The sequence below is a fragment of the Vitreimonas flagellata genome (assembly GCF_004634425.1).
GTDB classification, from domain to species: Bacteria; Pseudomonadota; Alphaproteobacteria; order Caulobacterales; family Aquidulcibacteraceae; genus Vitreimonas; species Vitreimonas flagellata.
The window spans coordinates 100245-115435 of sequence record NZ_SBJL01000004.1 but is presented as its reverse complement, the minus strand read 5'-3'; the positions used below and the strand labels follow the sequence as shown (position 1 = coordinate 115435).

Annotated in this window: 19 protein-coding genes; 5 read left to right on the top strand and 14 right to left on the bottom strand. The window is 62.4% G+C overall.

From position 1 onward, the window contains the following. Positions 1-255: 255 nt before the first annotated feature. Together EPJ54_RS19920 and EPJ54_RS16340 are read right to left on the bottom strand one after the other, a co-directional pair. Complete coding sequence (locus tag EPJ54_RS19920; protein WP_167755785.1) at positions 256-399, bottom strand: hypothetical protein; 144 nt, start codon at positions 397-399, stop codon at positions 256-258. 187 nt (positions 400-586) lie between these two features. Then, positions 587-1381 carry a hypothetical protein gene (locus EPJ54_RS16340; RefSeq protein WP_167755784.1) on the bottom strand — a complete coding sequence of 265 codons (795 nt, stop codon included), beginning with the start codon at positions 1379-1381 and terminating at the stop codon, positions 587-589. A 246-nt stretch (positions 1382-1627) separates the two neighbouring features. On the opposite strand from EPJ54_RS16340, the gene EPJ54_RS16335 reads away from it, so the two are divergent. The 4 genes from EPJ54_RS16335 to EPJ54_RS16320 all read left to right on the top strand — a co-directional run bounded on the left by EPJ54_RS16335 (position 1628) and on the right by EPJ54_RS16320 (position 3293). Next, entirely contained in the window at positions 1628-1942 is a 315-nt protein-coding gene (locus EPJ54_RS16335; protein ID WP_135212828.1) for a single stranded DNA-binding domain-containing protein, read from the top strand. Beyond that, positions 1939-2244, top strand: coding sequence for a hypothetical protein (locus EPJ54_RS16330; RefSeq protein WP_135212827.1), 306 nt, complete (start codon positions 1939-1941; stop codon positions 2242-2244). Before EPJ54_RS16335 ends, EPJ54_RS16330 begins: the two co-directional genes overlap by 4 nt. A 72-nt stretch (positions 2245-2316) precedes the next feature. Then, on the top strand, positions 2317-2718 hold the full coding sequence (locus EPJ54_RS16325) for a hypothetical protein (protein WP_135212826.1): 402 nt from the start codon (positions 2317-2319) through the stop codon (positions 2716-2718). A gap of 143 nt (positions 2719-2861) precedes the next feature. After that, the gene (locus EPJ54_RS16320) at positions 2862-3293 is read left to right on the top strand and encodes a GFA family protein (RefSeq protein WP_135212825.1); all 432 of its coding nucleotides are present in this window, start codon (positions 2862-2864) and stop codon (positions 3291-3293) included. Here the strand turns inward: EPJ54_RS16320 and EPJ54_RS16315 are convergent. The 6 genes from EPJ54_RS16315 to EPJ54_RS16290 all read right to left on the bottom strand — a co-directional run bounded on the left by EPJ54_RS16315 (position 3290) and on the right by EPJ54_RS16290 (position 8481). Beyond that, positions 3290-3910, bottom strand: a complete 621-nt coding sequence (locus EPJ54_RS16315) for a class I SAM-dependent methyltransferase (RefSeq protein ID WP_135212824.1) — start codon at positions 3908-3910, stop codon at positions 3290-3292. The genes EPJ54_RS16320 and EPJ54_RS16315 overlap by 4 nt on opposite strands. Next, on the bottom strand, positions 3907-4551 hold the full coding sequence (locus tag EPJ54_RS16310; RefSeq protein ID WP_135212823.1) for a class I SAM-dependent methyltransferase: 645 nt from the start codon (positions 4549-4551) through the stop codon (positions 3907-3909). The genes EPJ54_RS16315 and EPJ54_RS16310 overlap by 4 nt, the downstream gene beginning before the upstream one ends. Positions 4552-4610: 59 nt before the next feature. Next, the gene (locus EPJ54_RS16305; RefSeq protein WP_167755783.1) at positions 4611-5828 is read right to left on the bottom strand and encodes a sterol desaturase family protein; all 1218 of its coding nucleotides are present in this window, start codon (positions 5826-5828) and stop codon (positions 4611-4613) included. 53 nt (positions 5829-5881) lie between these two features. After that, positions 5882-6925: a helix-turn-helix domain-containing protein gene (locus EPJ54_RS16300; protein WP_135212822.1), complete on the bottom strand. Its 1044-nt coding sequence runs from the start codon at positions 6923-6925 to the stop codon at positions 5882-5884. 125 nt (positions 6926-7050) lie between these two features. Then, the gene (locus tag EPJ54_RS16295) at positions 7051-7683 is read right to left on the bottom strand and encodes a tyrosine-type recombinase/integrase (protein ID WP_135212821.1); all 633 of its coding nucleotides are present in this window, start codon (positions 7681-7683) and stop codon (positions 7051-7053) included. A gap of 303 nt (positions 7684-7986) precedes the next feature. Beyond that, complete coding sequence (locus EPJ54_RS16290; RefSeq protein WP_167755782.1) at positions 7987-8481, bottom strand: hemerythrin domain-containing protein; 495 nt, start codon at positions 8479-8481, stop codon at positions 7987-7989. Positions 8482-8664: 183 nt separating this feature from the next. On the opposite strand from EPJ54_RS16290, the gene EPJ54_RS16285 reads away from it, so the two are divergent. Then, entirely contained in the window at positions 8665-10887 is a 2223-nt protein-coding gene (locus tag EPJ54_RS16285) for an adenosylcobalamin-dependent ribonucleoside-diphosphate reductase (protein WP_135212819.1), read from the top strand. A gap of 1 nt (position 10888) precedes the next feature. On the opposite strand, the gene EPJ54_RS16280 is transcribed toward EPJ54_RS16285, so the two are convergent. From EPJ54_RS16280 to narJ, 6 genes are read right to left on the bottom strand one after another with little or no spacing between them, the layout of a single operon-like run. Next, positions 10889-11437 carry a hemerythrin domain-containing protein gene (locus EPJ54_RS16280; RefSeq protein ID WP_135212818.1) on the bottom strand — a complete coding sequence of 183 codons (549 nt, stop codon included), beginning with the start codon at positions 11435-11437 and terminating at the stop codon, positions 10889-10891. Continuing rightward, entirely contained in the window at positions 11434-11733 is a 300-nt protein-coding gene (locus EPJ54_RS16275) for a hypothetical protein (protein WP_135212817.1), read from the bottom strand. The genes EPJ54_RS16280 and EPJ54_RS16275 overlap by 4 nt, the downstream gene beginning before the upstream one ends. Then, positions 11730-12602, bottom strand: coding sequence for a peptidylprolyl isomerase (locus EPJ54_RS16270; RefSeq protein WP_135212816.1), 873 nt, complete (start codon positions 12600-12602; stop codon positions 11730-11732). The genes EPJ54_RS16275 and EPJ54_RS16270 overlap by 4 nt, the downstream gene beginning before the upstream one ends. Continuing rightward, on the bottom strand, positions 12599-13306 hold the full coding sequence (narI, locus tag EPJ54_RS16265) for a respiratory nitrate reductase subunit gamma (protein ID WP_239590980.1): 708 nt from the start codon (positions 13304-13306) through the stop codon (positions 12599-12601). The genes EPJ54_RS16270 and narI overlap by 4 nt, the downstream gene beginning before the upstream one ends. Positions 13307-13312: 6 nt before the next feature. Then, a complete protein-coding gene (locus tag EPJ54_RS16260) occupies positions 13313-14515 on the bottom strand; it encodes a hypothetical protein (RefSeq protein ID WP_135212815.1) in 1203 nt (400 codons plus the stop codon). After that, positions 14512-15189: a nitrate reductase molybdenum cofactor assembly chaperone gene (narJ, locus tag EPJ54_RS16255; RefSeq protein WP_135212814.1), complete on the bottom strand. Its 678-nt coding sequence runs from the start codon at positions 15187-15189 to the stop codon at positions 14512-14514. Before narJ ends, EPJ54_RS16260 begins: the two co-directional genes overlap by 4 nt. Between the last annotated feature and the right edge of the window lie 2 nt (positions 15190-15191).

Genomic DNA, 15191 nt, shown 5'->3' with positions numbered 1-15191 from the left:
CCCGCGGCTGGTACACGACGCGGATGCGCCCTCCCAGGCCCCGCGGTCGCTTCAAGCCCCGGTTCCTTTGTGGACCGGGGTCTTTTTTCACCATCCAACCGGCGCCGGAGGCGGTCAAGCCGCCGGGAGTACATTTGCGCTGCTTCGGCCACGACGGTTCAATCGAGGCGGAAGCGGGGATCGTCGTCTTCGGGCTTGGGCGGAAGCGGAATGGTGGGGCGGGGCTTGCCGTGATGGCTGGAGACCCAATGGCCCTCAAGGCGGTGTGGGGATGTCGTGGCGCTTGCAGAGCTTTTTGAGGCCGACATCGGAGAGGCCAAGCTCAGCAGCGAGCTTGTTTAAGGGCTTCGACCAGATGAGCTGGTGGAGCTCTGTCCTGGTGAAGGCATGGGAAGGCATGGGTCTCTGGAGAGAGACGCTTGGGGAAGATGGATTGAGCAGCGGGAGGGAGAATTATTTGGGCGTCGCCCGCTTCGCGGGCCGCGCTCTTGTCGCTTCGCGATCGAGCCGCGCGCGTGATGAAAGAGAAGCGCGTCTCGACCCTCCGGGCGGCGATCGCTGACGCGCCTCTGCGGTCGCTCGTGAGCTAGTTCGGATGCTGTTGCTGTTCGGCGGTTGGTGGCGGCAGCGATGAAACATCGACCGTCGATGACGAGACCTGCGGAACGACCTTTGACGGCTCAAACGTGGAAATGCGCCGTAGCGCCTGATTCACTTTCACGAGCAGTTCAAACGAGGCATCGGCGCCCTTCGACACTGCGGACTTCGCATCAGAGATCGTTTTGAATGCCTCAAAGCAATCATTGAGAGCACCCGAGGTCCTGATTTTCGCCCACCAATCAGAGCTGCGCCACGTTGAATTCGAAATCGAATTGCGCGTAGCACCATGGAGCAGTTCAAGCGCCTGCTGCACCTTAGGCTCGGCTTGAGCCCACGCCGTGTCGATGAAATCCTTCTTCGAGGCTGCGTCCTCGTAAATGTTGAGAGAGCCATCGTTTTGGAAGAAGCCGAGCTGCATGAGCTGATAGCGGCTGATGTTACGAAGCTGCCGCTTTGACTCCTCGGCGCTATCGACAAGTTGCGCTTTGATCCCGTCATAGGCTTCCTGCGCGGAGGCTGCGGCATCCTCGAGCGAGCGCAAGCGGCCGGCGAACAGCAAGGGTAGCAGGACCGTCGCCCACGCGGCGCCCAGCAAGAAGATGAACTGCGCCAAAATCGTCGCTTGGGCATCGGACAGATTATTCCAGTATGGCACCAGCCAGTTCGATAAAACGAAACCCTGAACGCCGACATAGATAAGCGCACCCGTGATACCCGTCAGCACTAGGGCTAGCAGGATTAGGCCGACCGGCGCGCGCCGTTTGAATTTTGTCTCCGCCATGCCCCACCTCCTTTGAGAGGTTAGGTCGGAATACGCCGCGCGTTCAACCGGAATCGATTGAACGACCGCGAGCGCTAGCCACCCGCTCCTACCCTCGTCGCACGCGGTCGGGCGCACGCAAGGCCAAGCCTTCGGGCGCGCTGCGCGCGCGCCTTGCGCACGCCCTCTTCCCGCGTGCGCGCACGATTTGCGTCGCGGGAGGTCTCGCGGCGCGCTGCCGGCGCGATCCGGTCCGAGCTTGCTTCAATGCTTCATTTTGACCTCACCGGCTCGATCGGCTGTGTGCTGACGACCGCGCCCGATGAGCTGACGCTCGCGATCTCGTCTGTCGTGAACCGCGACGGCGCAGCGCCGCGCATTGCCTGGATCTTGTGCGTTGCGCGCGAGCCGCTGCTCCGAGCAACAATCCTGCAGCATTTGCGGGAGGGCGATCTCGTCCGCATCGAGGGCGAAATCGAACAGCGGCGGCGCCAGGTCGGCGACCTTGCGTTTCATAGCGTCGGCTTCATCGCGCAATCGATTGAGCGGCTGCCACCTCCTGACGAGGGGGACGCAACGTGACGCGGCTCTATCTGACCCGGCGCGAATACGATGCCCTGTTCGATGCTCAAGGCGGAAAGTGCTGCGTGAGAGGCTGTAACGCGCGCACAGACCTGATCGCCGAGCACTCCACACCAAACGCGCTGAATCCTGGAAAGCCGGACCAATTGATGTGCGTAGCCTGCCACAAGGTAAAAACGCTGAGGGACGTGAAGGCGATCGCCAAGGTGAAGCGCCTCAATGCTCAGACGATGAGCCAATATGAGCGACGCAGGAAGTTTGGATCACGGCTACGCGGACGGCGTTTCGAGAAGCGCGACTGATCTTGCGCCCGGCGTCAAGAGGTCCAGCGGGACCTATTGCTTATCTCGCCCTCCTGGAACGTCTATCCATGCATGTCGGCGCTGGCGCTCCCTCTTCTGGCCTTCGTGCTTGCTTGGCTCGTCTACACGGTCACGACCTATGCGCTTCCGTGCCTTGCTGGGTTGGCGGCTGCGCGATACGCGTTCGAAACGGGTTCGGGATTGTTTGGGGCGTGCGTCGTCTTTGGTCTGACGGCGATAACGGTGTTCGGCCTCATCCGCTGGCTCTTTGCCGTTGTCGAGCACCCTACTGCCCGAATCATGCTCTCGACCGCGTTTGTCACGCCCGCCGTGTTGAGCAGCTATTTCTTTCTTGAAAGTCTGAGCGCCGGGCACATTCCATCGGAAACATGGAGGCAGGCGCTCTGCGTACTCGGAGCAAGCATTGCGGGGCTAGCGGCGTTTGGGAAGCTGGCTGCGCCGGAGCAGGCGTGAACCGTCAGGAGCATCCCACAAGCAGAAATCAGCGCCTTCTCACCACAAAGCGGAAGGCCGCCTTCCGCTAAGCGCGTCAAGCCGACATCCGCGCCTAGCGAGCGGGCCGAATATCAATACGATGCGATCAATCGGAGCGCGCCATGGCCGAAATCTATGAGGGTCGCTGTTTGTGCGGCGACATTCACTTCAAGGCGACCGGGAAGCCCAAATGGGTGCTCTGGTGTCACTGCCAGAGCTGCAGGCGCCATAGTGGCGCGCCGGCTTCTGTGTTCGTTGCCTTCGCGGACGATGCCGTTTCGCTCACAAGCGGCGTGATCGCAAAATTTGAATCGTCGCCCGGCGTCGAGCGCGGTTTTTGTGCGCGTTGTGGCTCCACGCTTACCTGCAGCAATCCGAAATTGCCGGGCGAGACGCACTTCCACATCGGCGCGTTCGAACGCGCCGATGAGCTGACGCCGACGGGCTCGTTTTTTGCTGAAGAGCGCGTGCCGTGGTTCGACACACGCTCCGGCCCTTTCGACGGGCTTTCCGCACTGGCGCAAGTCGCCTTGAAACGCGAGCGACGAGATTAAGCCGCGCGTGCGGCGACCCAAAAATTGTAGCCCGCCCATTTCGGTGATTTCGGCAGGTACATCGTGTCGAGCTGCTCGATCCTGAAGCCCGCCGCTGCGATGAGCGCCGGAATGTCGCGCGACAGGTGACAGCCGCCGCCGACGACTTTCCATATCGGCTCGATGCGCCTCTGCCAGCGTTGCACGCCTTGGTCAGGCGAGAGGCCGTGTTCGCAGAACAACAATCGTCCATTAGGCTTCAAGGCCTGACGCGCGCTCTCAAGGGCGCTCACAGCGCCAGGGATAGTGCAGAGTGAATACGTCACCAGCACGGTGTCGACGCTCTGGGGGCCGAGCGACATGTTCTCCGCCGTCTCCGTCAAGATCTCCACGTCGAACGGCGCGCTCTTCACGCGGTCCCTCGCGCGCTTGACCATGCCTGGCGACGGCTCCAGTGCATAAAGCTTGCGCACCTTGGCGGCGTCATAGTGCGGCAGGTTGAGGCCCGCGCCGAATCCCAGCTCCAGCACCACGCCTTCAGCAGCCGGCACGATCTTCTGGCGTTGCTTTTCGATCGGTGAACACGAGCATGCGCTCGTCACAAATGCTGGAAGCAGAAAGCGCTCGTAGAGGTTCATGAGGCGCTGGGTCCTTTGCGGCTGAAAAGATGATAGCGAAACGCCTGTTCGGCGCCCCACGGCGTCAGATGGATTTCGCCATGCGTTTCCATCAGCTGAAACGCATCACCCAGAAGTTTCGAGAGACTGGCGGCATCGTGCTGGACAATCTCCAGTCCGCTGCACTTGGCCGGGCCGCCCGGCGCGAACCCGGCGATGATCGCCCAACCGTCGCTTTCGAGCGCAACGCGTAGCGTTTCAGCATAGGCCGCTTGCGCCGCGGGCTCGGTCAGAAAATGGAGAACCGCGCGATCATGCCAGAGCCGGCGCTTGCGCGCTGGCCGCCACGTGGTCACGTCGTGGACAAGCCATTCGACGCGTTCTGCTTTGGCGCCGAGCCTCGCCTTAGCCTGGTCAAGACCCGGAGCCGCAATGTCCAGGACGCTGACATCGTGATAGCCGCGGTCAAGGAGATGATCGACGAGCGTTGAAGCGCCGCCGCCGACATCAACGATCGGCGCATCGAGGCCGACGCCTGTGCGCGCGATCAGCTTCAGCGAAAGCGTAGGCTCTTGCTGGCGCCAGCTCACGTCTTCGGCGCGCTTTTCAGTATAGACGCGATCCCAGTGTGCGCCTTGTGCGGGAGCGTGCGGATCCGTCATTGCCTGTCCTTCTTCGCGAACTGCAACAAACTTGGGCGCTGAATTATCCTCGTGCAATGTCATGGCCGAGGGATCGAGTCTAAGCGGCGCCATATTTGGGTCTGGCAGAACGGACCCGCACAGCCGCGCAAGCGCAGGATGTCGCCGTCCAAGTTGATCGTGCCACGATAGGTGCGCCCGTCCTCAGGATTGCTGACGCTCCCCTCGCGCCAGGCGCCGCGCTCGAAAACAAAGTCACGTAGGATCATCGTCCCGATAGCGCCGCCGCCAGCGTCCGTTGGATCCCAAACCCAGATCAAGCGGCCGCACAGGCGCGATGCATTCGCGCACGGCGCAAGACGAACCACGCCGCCCAGTCCAGGCGTCGCCCAATCATCATGGATGCGCTCCTGCGCCCGCGCGTCGGTGGCGCTGAGGACAAGAGCGATCGCGAGCGCGGCCGCGCCTGATTTGACGGCGGACGCCTTCAGCGCGCACACGCGGCGCGTCGCTGCTTCGAAGCGCGCATAATAGTCCGGGTGTTCTGTGCCCATGAGACGGTCCCACCACGTGAAATAGAGCCCAAAATTCCAGCGCGCCTCTCCATGATGGAGATCGTGGTGGGTGACCGTGGTGAGGAAATCGAAAAGCGGCTTGCCCCGCGCATTGGCTGGGAAGAGTTCGTAACCGCAATGGCCCATCGTGTTGCGCACGATCTGGTGCAGCATGAAGAAGCCGACCACGGCCCATTCTGTCGGCACGACGACCATCCAGATCGGCACGAAGAGCGCCTGTATGGCCGCTTCCGCGATATCAAAGCTGTAGGCCGTGAACGGAGAAGGATTGTGCGACTTGTGGTGGCGACGGTGAAAAGTCCGAAAGAGCCGCGGATCATGCACCAGGCGATGGGTCCAATAGAAATACGCATCGTGGCCAATCACCATCAGAACGAACGAGGCAATGGCCCAGCCCCAACCCCAGTTCGTGGCCAGCGCCGGACCCGGCAGGTACCCTGCCCGCTCGACCATGAAGAGCAGCGCGCCAATTGTGGAGAAGACGGCAAGCGAGCGCAGCGAGATCATAAACTCCAACGCCAGCTGACGCGCGGGCGGCTTCTCGGTTCGGATTTTGCGGCTGGCGAGCAAAGCGCCGAGCAGCACCCACACGACGAGCCAAAAGCCGATCGCGAACATCGCGTATTGGGAAAGATCGTGGGTTAAGCTGCGCTGCCAGCGGTCGGCGAAAGCGATGAGATCGGCGATCATGTAATCCTCCTCGATGGAGGCCAGCATCGTCATGGAACGGGGGCTTGCGTCTCGCCAGGGCCGAAAAACACCGGCCAGTTTCAAAATCAGCCAGGATTTTCCGGAATCGGAGAGCCTTGTCCAAGCTGAATTTTCCGCCACTCGCTCGGCGTTTGACCGGTTGCTTCCTTGAAGGCGCGGTTGAAGGGACCCAGCGAAGCAAAACCCAGATCGAAGGCAATCGCCGAAACCGGTGTTCGCGCATCGGCGGGATCGGCGAGCCGCTGTTTGGCTGCCCCGATCCGATAAACGTTCACGAAGGCGACGAAATTGCGGTGACCGAGCTGGTCGTTGATCAAGCGGCGCAGGCGATGCTCGGGCACGCCGATCTCTTCGGCGAGCGCGCCGATCGTCAGGCCTTCGCGCCGCCAGGCGGCGCCCTGGATCATGACTTCCTCCAGCCGATCAAGGATGTGCTGGTCGCCGGCGTCCAGCCGAGCTGACGGCGTCTCAGCCGGCCTCGCCGCACCAAAGAGCGCGGGCTGGGCCTGGAGGAAAACGGCGGCGCCCGCCGTGCAGAATATGGCGAGCGCGCAGGCGCCGAGCAGCTCATACCAATCGGCCTCGACCCCAAAGGCTTCGCCGATCTCAAAGCCGGCGAGCACGACGACGAAGAGCGTTACCGCGCCCAGGAAGGGCCCTCTCAGCCGCCGACGCGCCTCGACCAAATCACCGCGCCAGCTGCGTACAATGACAAAGAGTGCGTGTGCCGCGAATGCGACCTCGATCAAATTGTGAATGATCCAAACGCCAGGCTGGAGATTTCTGGGTCCGAGCCAGCCGAACAGACCGAGCAGCGTCAGTCCGGCGTACGGCGCCAATGTCGTGGCCGAGATTTCGCGATCATCGAACAGCGCCACTATAAAGAGCCAGAACAGACCGCTGCCGCCCAAGGCGAGGAAATGAACGATTGGCTCAAGCGAGCCGATCGCGAGGCGGGATTCGGCAGACGATTGCAGCGTGTACGCAAGAACCGACACGGAGAAGAGTACGCCAGCCAAGCGCGCGGAATGCCCTTTGCCCGCGCGCCATAACCCGGCTGCCGTTGCAATCAGCGCGCCAATGGCGACGCCGCGTAAAATCAGCTCCATGTCATCGCCCTTTGATCTTGGGACTCCCGACGGGCCCAGCGAATGCAATGGCAGGGAGCTGCGCGGCAAATCAAGCCGTCAACCGAGACGCATCAACCTAGACGTCTCGTGAGAGATGCCGCAAGCTAGACGTCGATGCTCTCAGCGATGGCCAAAGCATCCTCCACCTCGACGCCCAAGTATCGCACAGTGCTGTCGAGCTTTGTGTGACCTAGGAGCAGTTGCACGGCTCGGATGTTGCCCGTCTTTCGATAGATCAACGCCGCTTTCGTTCGTCGCAACGAGTGCGTACCGTACGCAGAGGGCACAAGCCCGATCGCAGCGATCCATTCATCGACGAGTCGACCATATTGGCGCGTCGTCATCGGGTGGGCTCGATCCACGCGACTTGGGAAGAGCCAGTCATTCCCCTTCAAGTCTTTGCCACGCACCCAGGCCGCGATCGACGCGCGCGCCTGCTCGGTGATTTCGAATTGGACCGGGGCGCCGGTTTTGCGCTGCGACACGAGGGCCCGTGTACGCACCTGGTCGGCTTGCATCACGTCTTCGACGCGGAGATGCACCAGATCACATCCGCGCAGCTTGCTATCAATCGCGAGATTGAAAAGCGCCAAGTCGCGCACGCGATTTGAGATTTGAAGCCGCACGCGGATTGCCCAAACTTCGCGCGGCTTGAGCGGCGGCTTTTGGCCCGTCACCTTGCCTTTGTTCCAGGGCACAAATGGCTTGTGCGATTGTCCGAGAGTTTGAGTCTCCATGATTGTCCTCCTTCATTGGAGGACTGGAATAGCGGCGCTTATGCGACGGCGAGTTCAAGCGGATACACCCGTACTCGCGCCTACAGATTGATCCCAGTTCCCGACTCTAGCACGCAACGCTCCCATAGCGAACGCGAGCGCCCACGGCGCCGCCACAACCGCGCAAAAAAAAATGGCGGCCGCGGGTGCGGCCGCCAAGCTAGGGAGAGACGGCGCCCGCCATGACCAAGCTGGCGCAGCCACGCGCGCACAATGCACTCACCTCGACGATCGCCCAATGACAAACATCAAGGCGCCGATCCGCTATTCAAACATCGGAAACAACACTTCATTCTCTAGCGCGATATGCGCCCGCAGGTCCTCATGGAGCTTGGCGCACCCCGCATAGAGCGCACGCCACGTGCCGCAGGCGTCTTCTGGCGGCAAAAACGCGTTCGTGCGCGCGCTCAATTCTTCCAGATGACGTTCGTGCCCCTCATGCTCCATACGCATGCGCCGCATCGCGAACGGCGCGCAACCTCCGCCACCCGCGAGCAAGGTCGGAAACAGCACTTGCTCCTCCCTGCTCATGTGATCCTCCAAGTCGCTCAACATGGCGACGAGAAACGCCGTTAGACCATGCGGCGCGGTCGGATGCGTCGCGTGCACAGCTTCTACTTTGCGCGCAAGATTACAGAGTTCGGGCAGTTCGCGGCGATGCGTGGCGTGATATCTTTCTCGGATGAAGGGAATGAGCGTCTGCGGCGTCCTCGGTGTGGTGTCCGCGCTGGCGCATTCATCAATCGTGTCGAACGTCATCGCATTACTCCTTGCGGCGATCATCTAGCGCGCGGCCCACTGGCCAGGTTTGATGAACATCAATGCGCGTATTGATCCAAAGCAACATCTGCGCTGCGTTGTCGCGACCTTGTGTAATTTACCTCCGCCTTACCTTCGACTCATGGAGACTGACGTACGATCACGAATGACTGGAGCAAGGACATGCCTTTTGACGCCGCCATTTCCGCCGAAATCTGGAACGCGAAATATCGCTTCCGCCCCGATGGAGACGGCGGCGACGAAAGCGTCGAGGCGACATGGGCGCGCGTCGCTGCTGCGATTGCCGAGGCAGAACCCTCGCGCGCACGCCGCTATTGGCGCGAGCAATTCGAGGATGCACTGAGTGATTTCAAGTTTCTGCCCGCAGGCCGCATCATCGCCGGCGCTGGCACCGGGCGCGCCGTCACCTTGTTCAATTGCTTTGTCATGGGCGCGATCCCTGACAATCTTGACGGCATCTTCGAGCATTTGCGCGAGGCCGCGCTCACCATGCAGCAAGGCGGCGGCGTGGGCATGGATTTTTCCACCATCCGCCCCACGGGCGCCCCGGTGCGCGGCGTCGGCGCCCAGGCTTCTGGCCCGCTCTCTTTCATGGATGCGTGGGATGCGATGTGCCGGACGGTGATGTCCGCAGGCCAACGCCGCGGGGCCATGATGGGCTGCCTGCGCATAGACCACCCAGACATCGAAGCCTTCATCGACGCCAAGCGCGATCCAGCACGGCTGCGCAATTTCAACATCTCGGCGCTCGTCACGAACGATTTCATGGCGGCCCTGGCCGCCGATCAGGATTGGCCGCTTCAGTTCAATGGTCAGATTTACAAGACGGTGCGCGCGCGCGATCTTTGGGCGCGCCTCATGCGCTCCACCTATGACGCCGCCGAACCCGGCGTCATCTTCATCGACCGCGTGAATGCGGAAAACAATCTCGCCTATTGCGAGACCGTCTCGGCGACGAATCCCTGCGGTGAACAGCCTCTCCCGCCCTATGGCGCGTGCTTGCTCGGGTCGATCAATCTATCGCGCCTCGTGCGCCGCCCCTTCGATGTGGAGGCGGAGATCGATCTCGAAGAATTGGAACGGCTCACCACGACATCGGTCCGCTTCCTCGACAACGTGATCGACGTCTCGCGCTATCCGCTGCGCGAACAAGAACAGGAGGCCAAGGCCAAGCGGCGCATCGGGCTTGGCGTCACCGGCCTGGCCGACGCGCTCATCTTCTGCAATGCGCGCTATGGCGGCGCGGACGGTGTGGCGCTGACAGAGAAATGGCTGAGCGCCATCCGAACAGCCGCTTATCGCGCCTCCGCACTGCTCGCTGCCGAGAAAGGCGCTTTTCCGGCGTATGATTCAGCAATCCTTGATCGGCCGACACTCGCCTCGCTCGACGCGGAGACCCGCTTGCTGATTGCCGAGCACGGCTTGCGCAACGGCTGCCTGACCACAATCGCGCCCACCGGCACGATCTCCCTCTTGGCCGGCAACACATCCTCCGGGATCGAGCCTGTATTCGCCTTCTCCTACCAGCGCCGCGTACGCCAACCGGACAATTCATTCATTGAAGAACCGGTGCAGGACTATGCGTTGACGATGTGGCGGCGCACGCATGGCGAAGCCACGCCGCCGGAGCACAGTTTCGTTAGCGCACAAACACTGACGCCGGCGGACCACCTCGCCATGCAGGCCACGGCACAGCGCTTCATAGACAGCTCGATCTCCAAGACGGTGAATTGCCCCGAGGACATTCCGTTCGAGGAGTTCGCCGATATCTACGCGCGGGCCTTCGATCTGGGCTGCAAAGGCTGCACCACGTATCGGCCGAACGCCGTCACAGGCTCCATCCTCTCCGTTGAAAAGCCAGCTCAGCAAACGCCAGCCACGGCGCCGCCGCTGCCGCTGACAGCGCGGCCGGAAACCTTGATCGGCTCCACCTACAAGATCAGATGGCCCGAGAGCGAGCATGCGCTTTACGTCACCATCAACGATCTCGACGAAGGCGGCGTGCGCCGACCCTTCGAGATTTTCATCAACTCCAAGAACATGGAGCACTATGCCTGGACGCTCGCGCTCACACGCATGATCTCCGCCGTCTTCCGGCGTGGCGGAGATGTGTCGTTCGTAGCCGAAGAACTCAAAGCCGTGTTCGATCCGCGTGGCGGCGCTTGGCTGCATGGGCGCTACGTGCCCTCTTTGCTCGCTGCAATCGGCGACGTCATCCAGCGTCACCTGGATAGCGACACCATCGCCGCGCCGGTCACAGCGACCGATCCAGCGCCGGTCGCCAAATCGCGTCCGCGTTTCTGCCCGAAATGCAACGCCGCCGCCCTTGTCCGCGCCGAAGGCTGCGACAAGTGCCTGGATTGCGGTTACTCGAAATGTTCGTGACCTATTCGTCCGTCGCCGCCACCCGGCGGCGACGGGCGATCAATCTGGCGCTCAGGAAGCGCAGATCTGCGGCGCTGAACCGCCGCCGGGCGAGCGGCACGATGACGGCGTTCTCAAGCGTGAGGTGCTGCATCTCGTGATGCGCGAACGCCCGTAGCGCCTCAGGACCGCCTTCAATGGCGTGCGGCGGCTTGCGTACAATCAGGCAAGCGTTCAGCACGTCGCGCGCGCGGGTGGAGAGCGCTTTGTCCTCCGCATGCTCCTCGGTCAGCCGATCCAGGACTTCGTCCACCTGGTCTTCGGGCAGGCAGCGTTTACGAAGCAGAGGGAAAACGTCTTCCTCTTCATCAATCACATGCAGCGTGAGGTCGAAGCGGATGAAGTCGAGCAGACCGGTGATGCGCGCGGCGTCGAAATCCTCCATCATCGCCAGGCGCTCAAGCGCCCTGCACATGCGACGGTGGTTGAGATGCTCCGCCAGAAGAAACTCAATCGGGTCGTGCGGCGTAACGGCGCGTGCGCCGTCATCGGGTTCGGCGCCAGCGTTCATGCGGAGCCCTCCAATTGAAGCCTGAACGCGGTCATTCGCGCCAGGCACGCAGCACCCGGATCGGGCGCATCCCGGATCGCTGACACCAAGCTAGCCCACGTTTCCTCGTCCGCCTCAGCTAGAAAATCGGCCACCGCCACGCGGACGAATTCCGAGAGCGATTCATCGCGTCGACCAGCTTCATCGCGCATGCGCGCGGCCAATACCGGGTCGTGCGCGTTCAGCCAGACGCCGAGTTCGGCACTCGAACGTCGGCCGAGCGCCAGCAGATCGCCAAGCTGGAGCGTATTTGTCATGCAGCGCCCAACGACAGATCAAGGCCTTCAATTTCGGCATGCTTTGCGAGCTCAGCGACATAGCGCGCCGAGGCGGACACCATGGCGCGCTCGCGCAGGCGCGCCCGAATGGCGGGCTCCACCGCATCGAATGGCAAAAGCTGCGCTGGCGCATGGCGATCGAGACGCACGATGTGCCAGCCGTGGCGGGTGCGCACGGGCGCTGCGGCCACCTCGCCTTCTCGAAGCGCAAGCAGAACGCGCTCCATGTCTTGCGCGATATCGCCAACCGCCAATTGACCGAGAGCGCCGCCACCAGCCCCTGTGGAGCAATTGGAGTGCGCACGCGCGAGCTCGGCGAAATCTCCGCCTTGCTGAATCTGACGACGCAGGGCCACCGCCTTACCGTGCGCAGCCACCCATGCCTCGGCGCCTGCTTGCTCCGGCGCACATAGAATATGCGAAGCCTCGTAAATCTCCATCGTGGTGAAGCTCTGGGGCGAGGTCGCGTAGACACGCCGACATTCCTCAACTGTCGGCTCGCGCGGCGATGCTTCCAATTCGAGAACCTGGCGCACAAGCGCCTCTTGCGAGGTCTCTTCCCGGTTGGCGTCATCGCGAGATGGCGTCGCCTCAAGCCCAAGCGCCGCCGCACGCTGCAAGAGCAATTCCCGGATCACGAGCGCGCGCGCCGCAGCTGCCCGCGCTTCAGGACCGGACGAGGCGCGGTGGTTTTGCGTTTCAAAGGCAATGTCGGCTTCGCTGATTGCGACACCATTGACGAACACCGGCGGCGCGTTGCGTGTCCGTTTGGCCGCTGGCGCGGGGCCATGTCCGCACCCGCCGAACGCTTCTTGCGGCTCCTTGGCCTGGATGAGCGTGTGTTTCATCGTGCGCTCCGCGCCGCGAGCTTCTTGGAGCGCACGATCTGCCAGCCGCGTCGGTTGAGATACCAGATCGGCGCCGACAGCATGTGCACCAGCCGCGTGAATGGAAACACGAGCAGGATCGTGAGCCCGAGCGTCAGGTGCGCCTTGAATATCCAATGCGCGTCAGCAACGTAGTTGGCGGCGCCGGGTTGGAAGGTGAAGATGCCTTGCGCCCAGTGCATGAATTTCACCATCTCCTCGCCGTCACGGTGCTCTAGCGAAATCGGAATGGTCGCAAGGCCTAGGCACAATTGCATCAGCAGGATCGCCAGGATCGCGGTGTCGCCGAAGCTTGAATTGGCGCGGATACGCGGGTCGAACAGGCGCCGGTGCAGCAGCAGAAGGCCGCCAGCGAGGCAAAACACGCCCGCGACACCACCCGCCACGATGGCGAGCATTTGCTTGGCGCCATGGGTCACGCCCAGCGCCTCCCACACGACAAGCGGCGTCAGCAAGCCCACGAAATGACCTGCGAAGATCGCCAGGATGCCCAGGTGAAACAATATCGAGCCGAGCACCAATTGCCTGCGCCGCAACAATTGCGATGAGCCCGTGCGCCACGTGTATTGCTCGCGGTCAAACCGTAGGATCGAGCCGATCACAAGTACGGCGAGCGCGATGTAGGGATAATAGCCGAAGACCGCTTGATTGAGCCAATCCATCATCAAACCTCAGAGCCTATACTCAAGCGCGAGCCAAAACTTGGTGCGATCCGCAAAACGCGGATCTTGCCCATGAAACACCGCCGCCTTCGCCTCAAGCGACAGGTGCGCATTGAACGACATGCGCGCGGAGGCGTCCCATTCATCGCCGAACGCCGTGTCACCGGCATCGTCAGCGAAGTCATGGTAGGCGATGCTGAGGGTCACCGGCTGCTCACCCGGCCAAGCCGGTGTCGTGAAGCCCGCATTGGCGTAGAGATCACGGATACCGTCGGGCGGTGTGGTCAAGAACACGTCGGCCCAGCCCTGAAAGGCATGCAGCGTCGCGAGCGGCGTTGCGAAGCCGCGCGTGTCGTCGCCTTCGAGGCGCTCGCCGCCGAGCGTGACGTTCCACGATCCGCGGCGCAGGCCGAATTCCGCGAGTTGGTACCCCAGATTGAAGTCGGCGTTATTGTCGCCGTATTCGCTCTGTGTCGCGGCTTCGAGCGCGAGGCGTGGGCGATACGCGCCGGCCTCCCATTCGTGCTGCCAGCGCGCGCCATAGGTCTGGCTCGATTGCGCGGGGGCCTCCGCGAAATCCAGCGCCAGCGCGTAGGCGCTGAGCTGGCCCAGCGGCAAGCTGATATCGGCTCGCGCGATGTGCGAGTCGCTGTCCCACTCGCCTTGCGCGCTGTCGTCGCCGAAAATACGGCGCACTCGGTCGATATAGATGTAGGTCAGCGTCGTGTTCTCGAACACGCGACCCCAAACACGGACGGCGTCGAAGGTTTGCTCGTTCTGGCGGAAGCCGACATTGCCGACGAAGCGGGCGTTGCCGAGCACAATGCGCTGGCGACCAAGCACGGCGCTGCGTCCATGGGCGCCGGACCATGCGAGTTGAAGGCGATTGAGTTCAAACGCTTCCGGATCGGCGACGACAGGATAGGTCGTGTGACCGTTCACGGTGTCGTTGAAATCGTCGGTGATCTGAGCGACGCCTTCGAGCTCGGCGAGCGCCCGCCAGCCGCGCCACGCGTGCGTTTCATAACCCAAGCGCACCCGCGCGGTGAGCGCCTCGGCGTCATCCAAGCCATCCTGGGATACGCTTTCGTAGCGCAGCCGCGAATCGAAGATCCAATCGTCCTGATCCGGCGGCGTTTGCGCATGCGCCCAGGACGCAGTTAGCGAAACACAGGCCGCAAAGACGGAAAGAGAAGGCACGCTCCATCTCATGCTGCGCTCTCCTTCATGCGCCCGAGCAACGCCTCGGCTTTAGGACAGCCCACTTGATCCGGGCCGAACGTCACCTGTTCTTCGGCCCATGCCTTATCGAGCGCTTCGAGATCATCCGGATTGTCGTCTGGCTCCTGCAACAGCGCCTTGACGGCTTCCGGGTTGCGGTCCGCCTCGACGACGGCAACCAGCACATCGAACACACGCGCATAGATGGATTGGCGCTTGTTCAGACGTTCGCGCAGCGCCTCCAGCACGTGCGCCGCTTGCCCCAGAAGCGCCGCCGCTTCGGCTTGCGGCTGCGTTGAGAGAAACTCCAGGAACACCGGCAAGTGATCCGGCAATTCCTTTGCGGTCAGCTCCAGGCCATGCGCCGAATAGAGGTTCAGCAACTCCACCATCGCCTGGCCGCGATCGCGGCTTTCCCCGTGCACGTGCTCGTAGAGCTGCAGCGAAAGCGAACGGGTGCGATCGAACAAATCGACGTAGCGCGCTTGCGCCTCGTAGAGGTCGTCGCGCGAAAGCTCGAAGGCGAGCGGCGTCAGGTCGCGCACGAGTTTGCGCGGCGCGATCTTCTCCGCCGCCAGCGTTTCCAACACCGCCGGCATCAGCGCCGCGTTGTCGGTTGTGGGATAGCTCAGCAGGATTGCGAACGCACGATAGGTATTGGCCATGC

Bases quoted from the DNA above. Each gene is read 5' to 3' on its own strand.
- EPJ54_RS19920 (WP_167755785.1), bottom strand. From the start codon at position 399: ATGCCTTCCCATGCCTTCACCAGGACAGAGCTCCACCAGCTCATCTGG.
- EPJ54_RS16340 (WP_167755784.1), bottom strand. From the start codon at position 1,381: ATGGCGGAGACAAAATTCAAACGGCGCGCGCCGGTCGGCCTAATCCTG.
- EPJ54_RS16335 (WP_135212828.1), top strand. From the start codon at position 1,628: ATGCTTCATTTTGACCTCACCGGCTCGATCGGCTGTGTGCTGACGACC.
- EPJ54_RS16325 (WP_135212826.1), top strand. From the start codon at position 2,317: ATGTCGGCGCTGGCGCTCCCTCTTCTGGCCTTCGTGCTTGCTTGGCTC.
- EPJ54_RS16320 (WP_135212825.1), top strand. From the start codon at position 2,862: ATGGCCGAAATCTATGAGGGTCGCTGTTTGTGCGGCGACATTCACTTC.
- EPJ54_RS16315 (WP_135212824.1), bottom strand. From the start codon at position 3,910: ATGAACCTCTACGAGCGCTTTCTGCTTCCAGCATTTGTGACGAGCGCA.
- EPJ54_RS16310 (WP_135212823.1), bottom strand. From the start codon at position 4,551: ATGACGGATCCGCACGCTCCCGCACAAGGCGCACACTGGGATCGCGTC.
- EPJ54_RS16305 (WP_167755783.1), bottom strand. From the start codon at position 5,828: ATGACGATGCTGGCCTCCATCGAGGAGGATTACATGATCGCCGATCTC.
- EPJ54_RS16300 (WP_135212822.1), bottom strand. From the start codon at position 6,925: ATGGAGCTGATTTTACGCGGCGTCGCCATTGGCGCGCTGATTGCAACG.
- EPJ54_RS16295 (WP_135212821.1), bottom strand. From the start codon at position 7,683: ATGGAGACTCAAACTCTCGGACAATCGCACAAGCCATTTGTGCCCTGG.
- EPJ54_RS16290 (WP_167755782.1), bottom strand. From the start codon at position 8,481: ATGACGTTCGACACGATTGATGAATGCGCCAGCGCGGACACCACACCG.
- EPJ54_RS16285 (WP_135212819.1), top strand. From the start codon at position 8,665: ATGCCTTTTGACGCCGCCATTTCCGCCGAAATCTGGAACGCGAAATAT.
- EPJ54_RS16280 (WP_135212818.1), bottom strand. From the start codon at position 11,437: ATGAACGCTGGCGCCGAACCCGATGACGGCGCACGCGCCGTTACGCCG.
- EPJ54_RS16275 (WP_135212817.1), bottom strand. From the start codon at position 11,733: ATGACAAATACGCTCCAGCTTGGCGATCTGCTGGCGCTCGGCCGACGT.
- EPJ54_RS16270 (WP_135212816.1), bottom strand. From the start codon at position 12,602: ATGAAACACACGCTCATCCAGGCCAAGGAGCCGCAAGAAGCGTTCGGC.
- narI (WP_239590980.1), bottom strand. From the start codon at position 13,306: ATGATGGATTGGCTCAATCAAGCGGTCTTCGGCTATTATCCCTACATC.
- EPJ54_RS16260 (WP_135212815.1), bottom strand. From the start codon at position 14,515: ATGAGATGGAGCGTGCCTTCTCTTTCCGTCTTTGCGGCCTGTGTTTCG.
- narJ (WP_135212814.1), bottom strand. From the start codon at position 15,189: ATGGCCAATACCTATCGTGCGTTCGCAATCCTGCTGAGCTATCCCACA.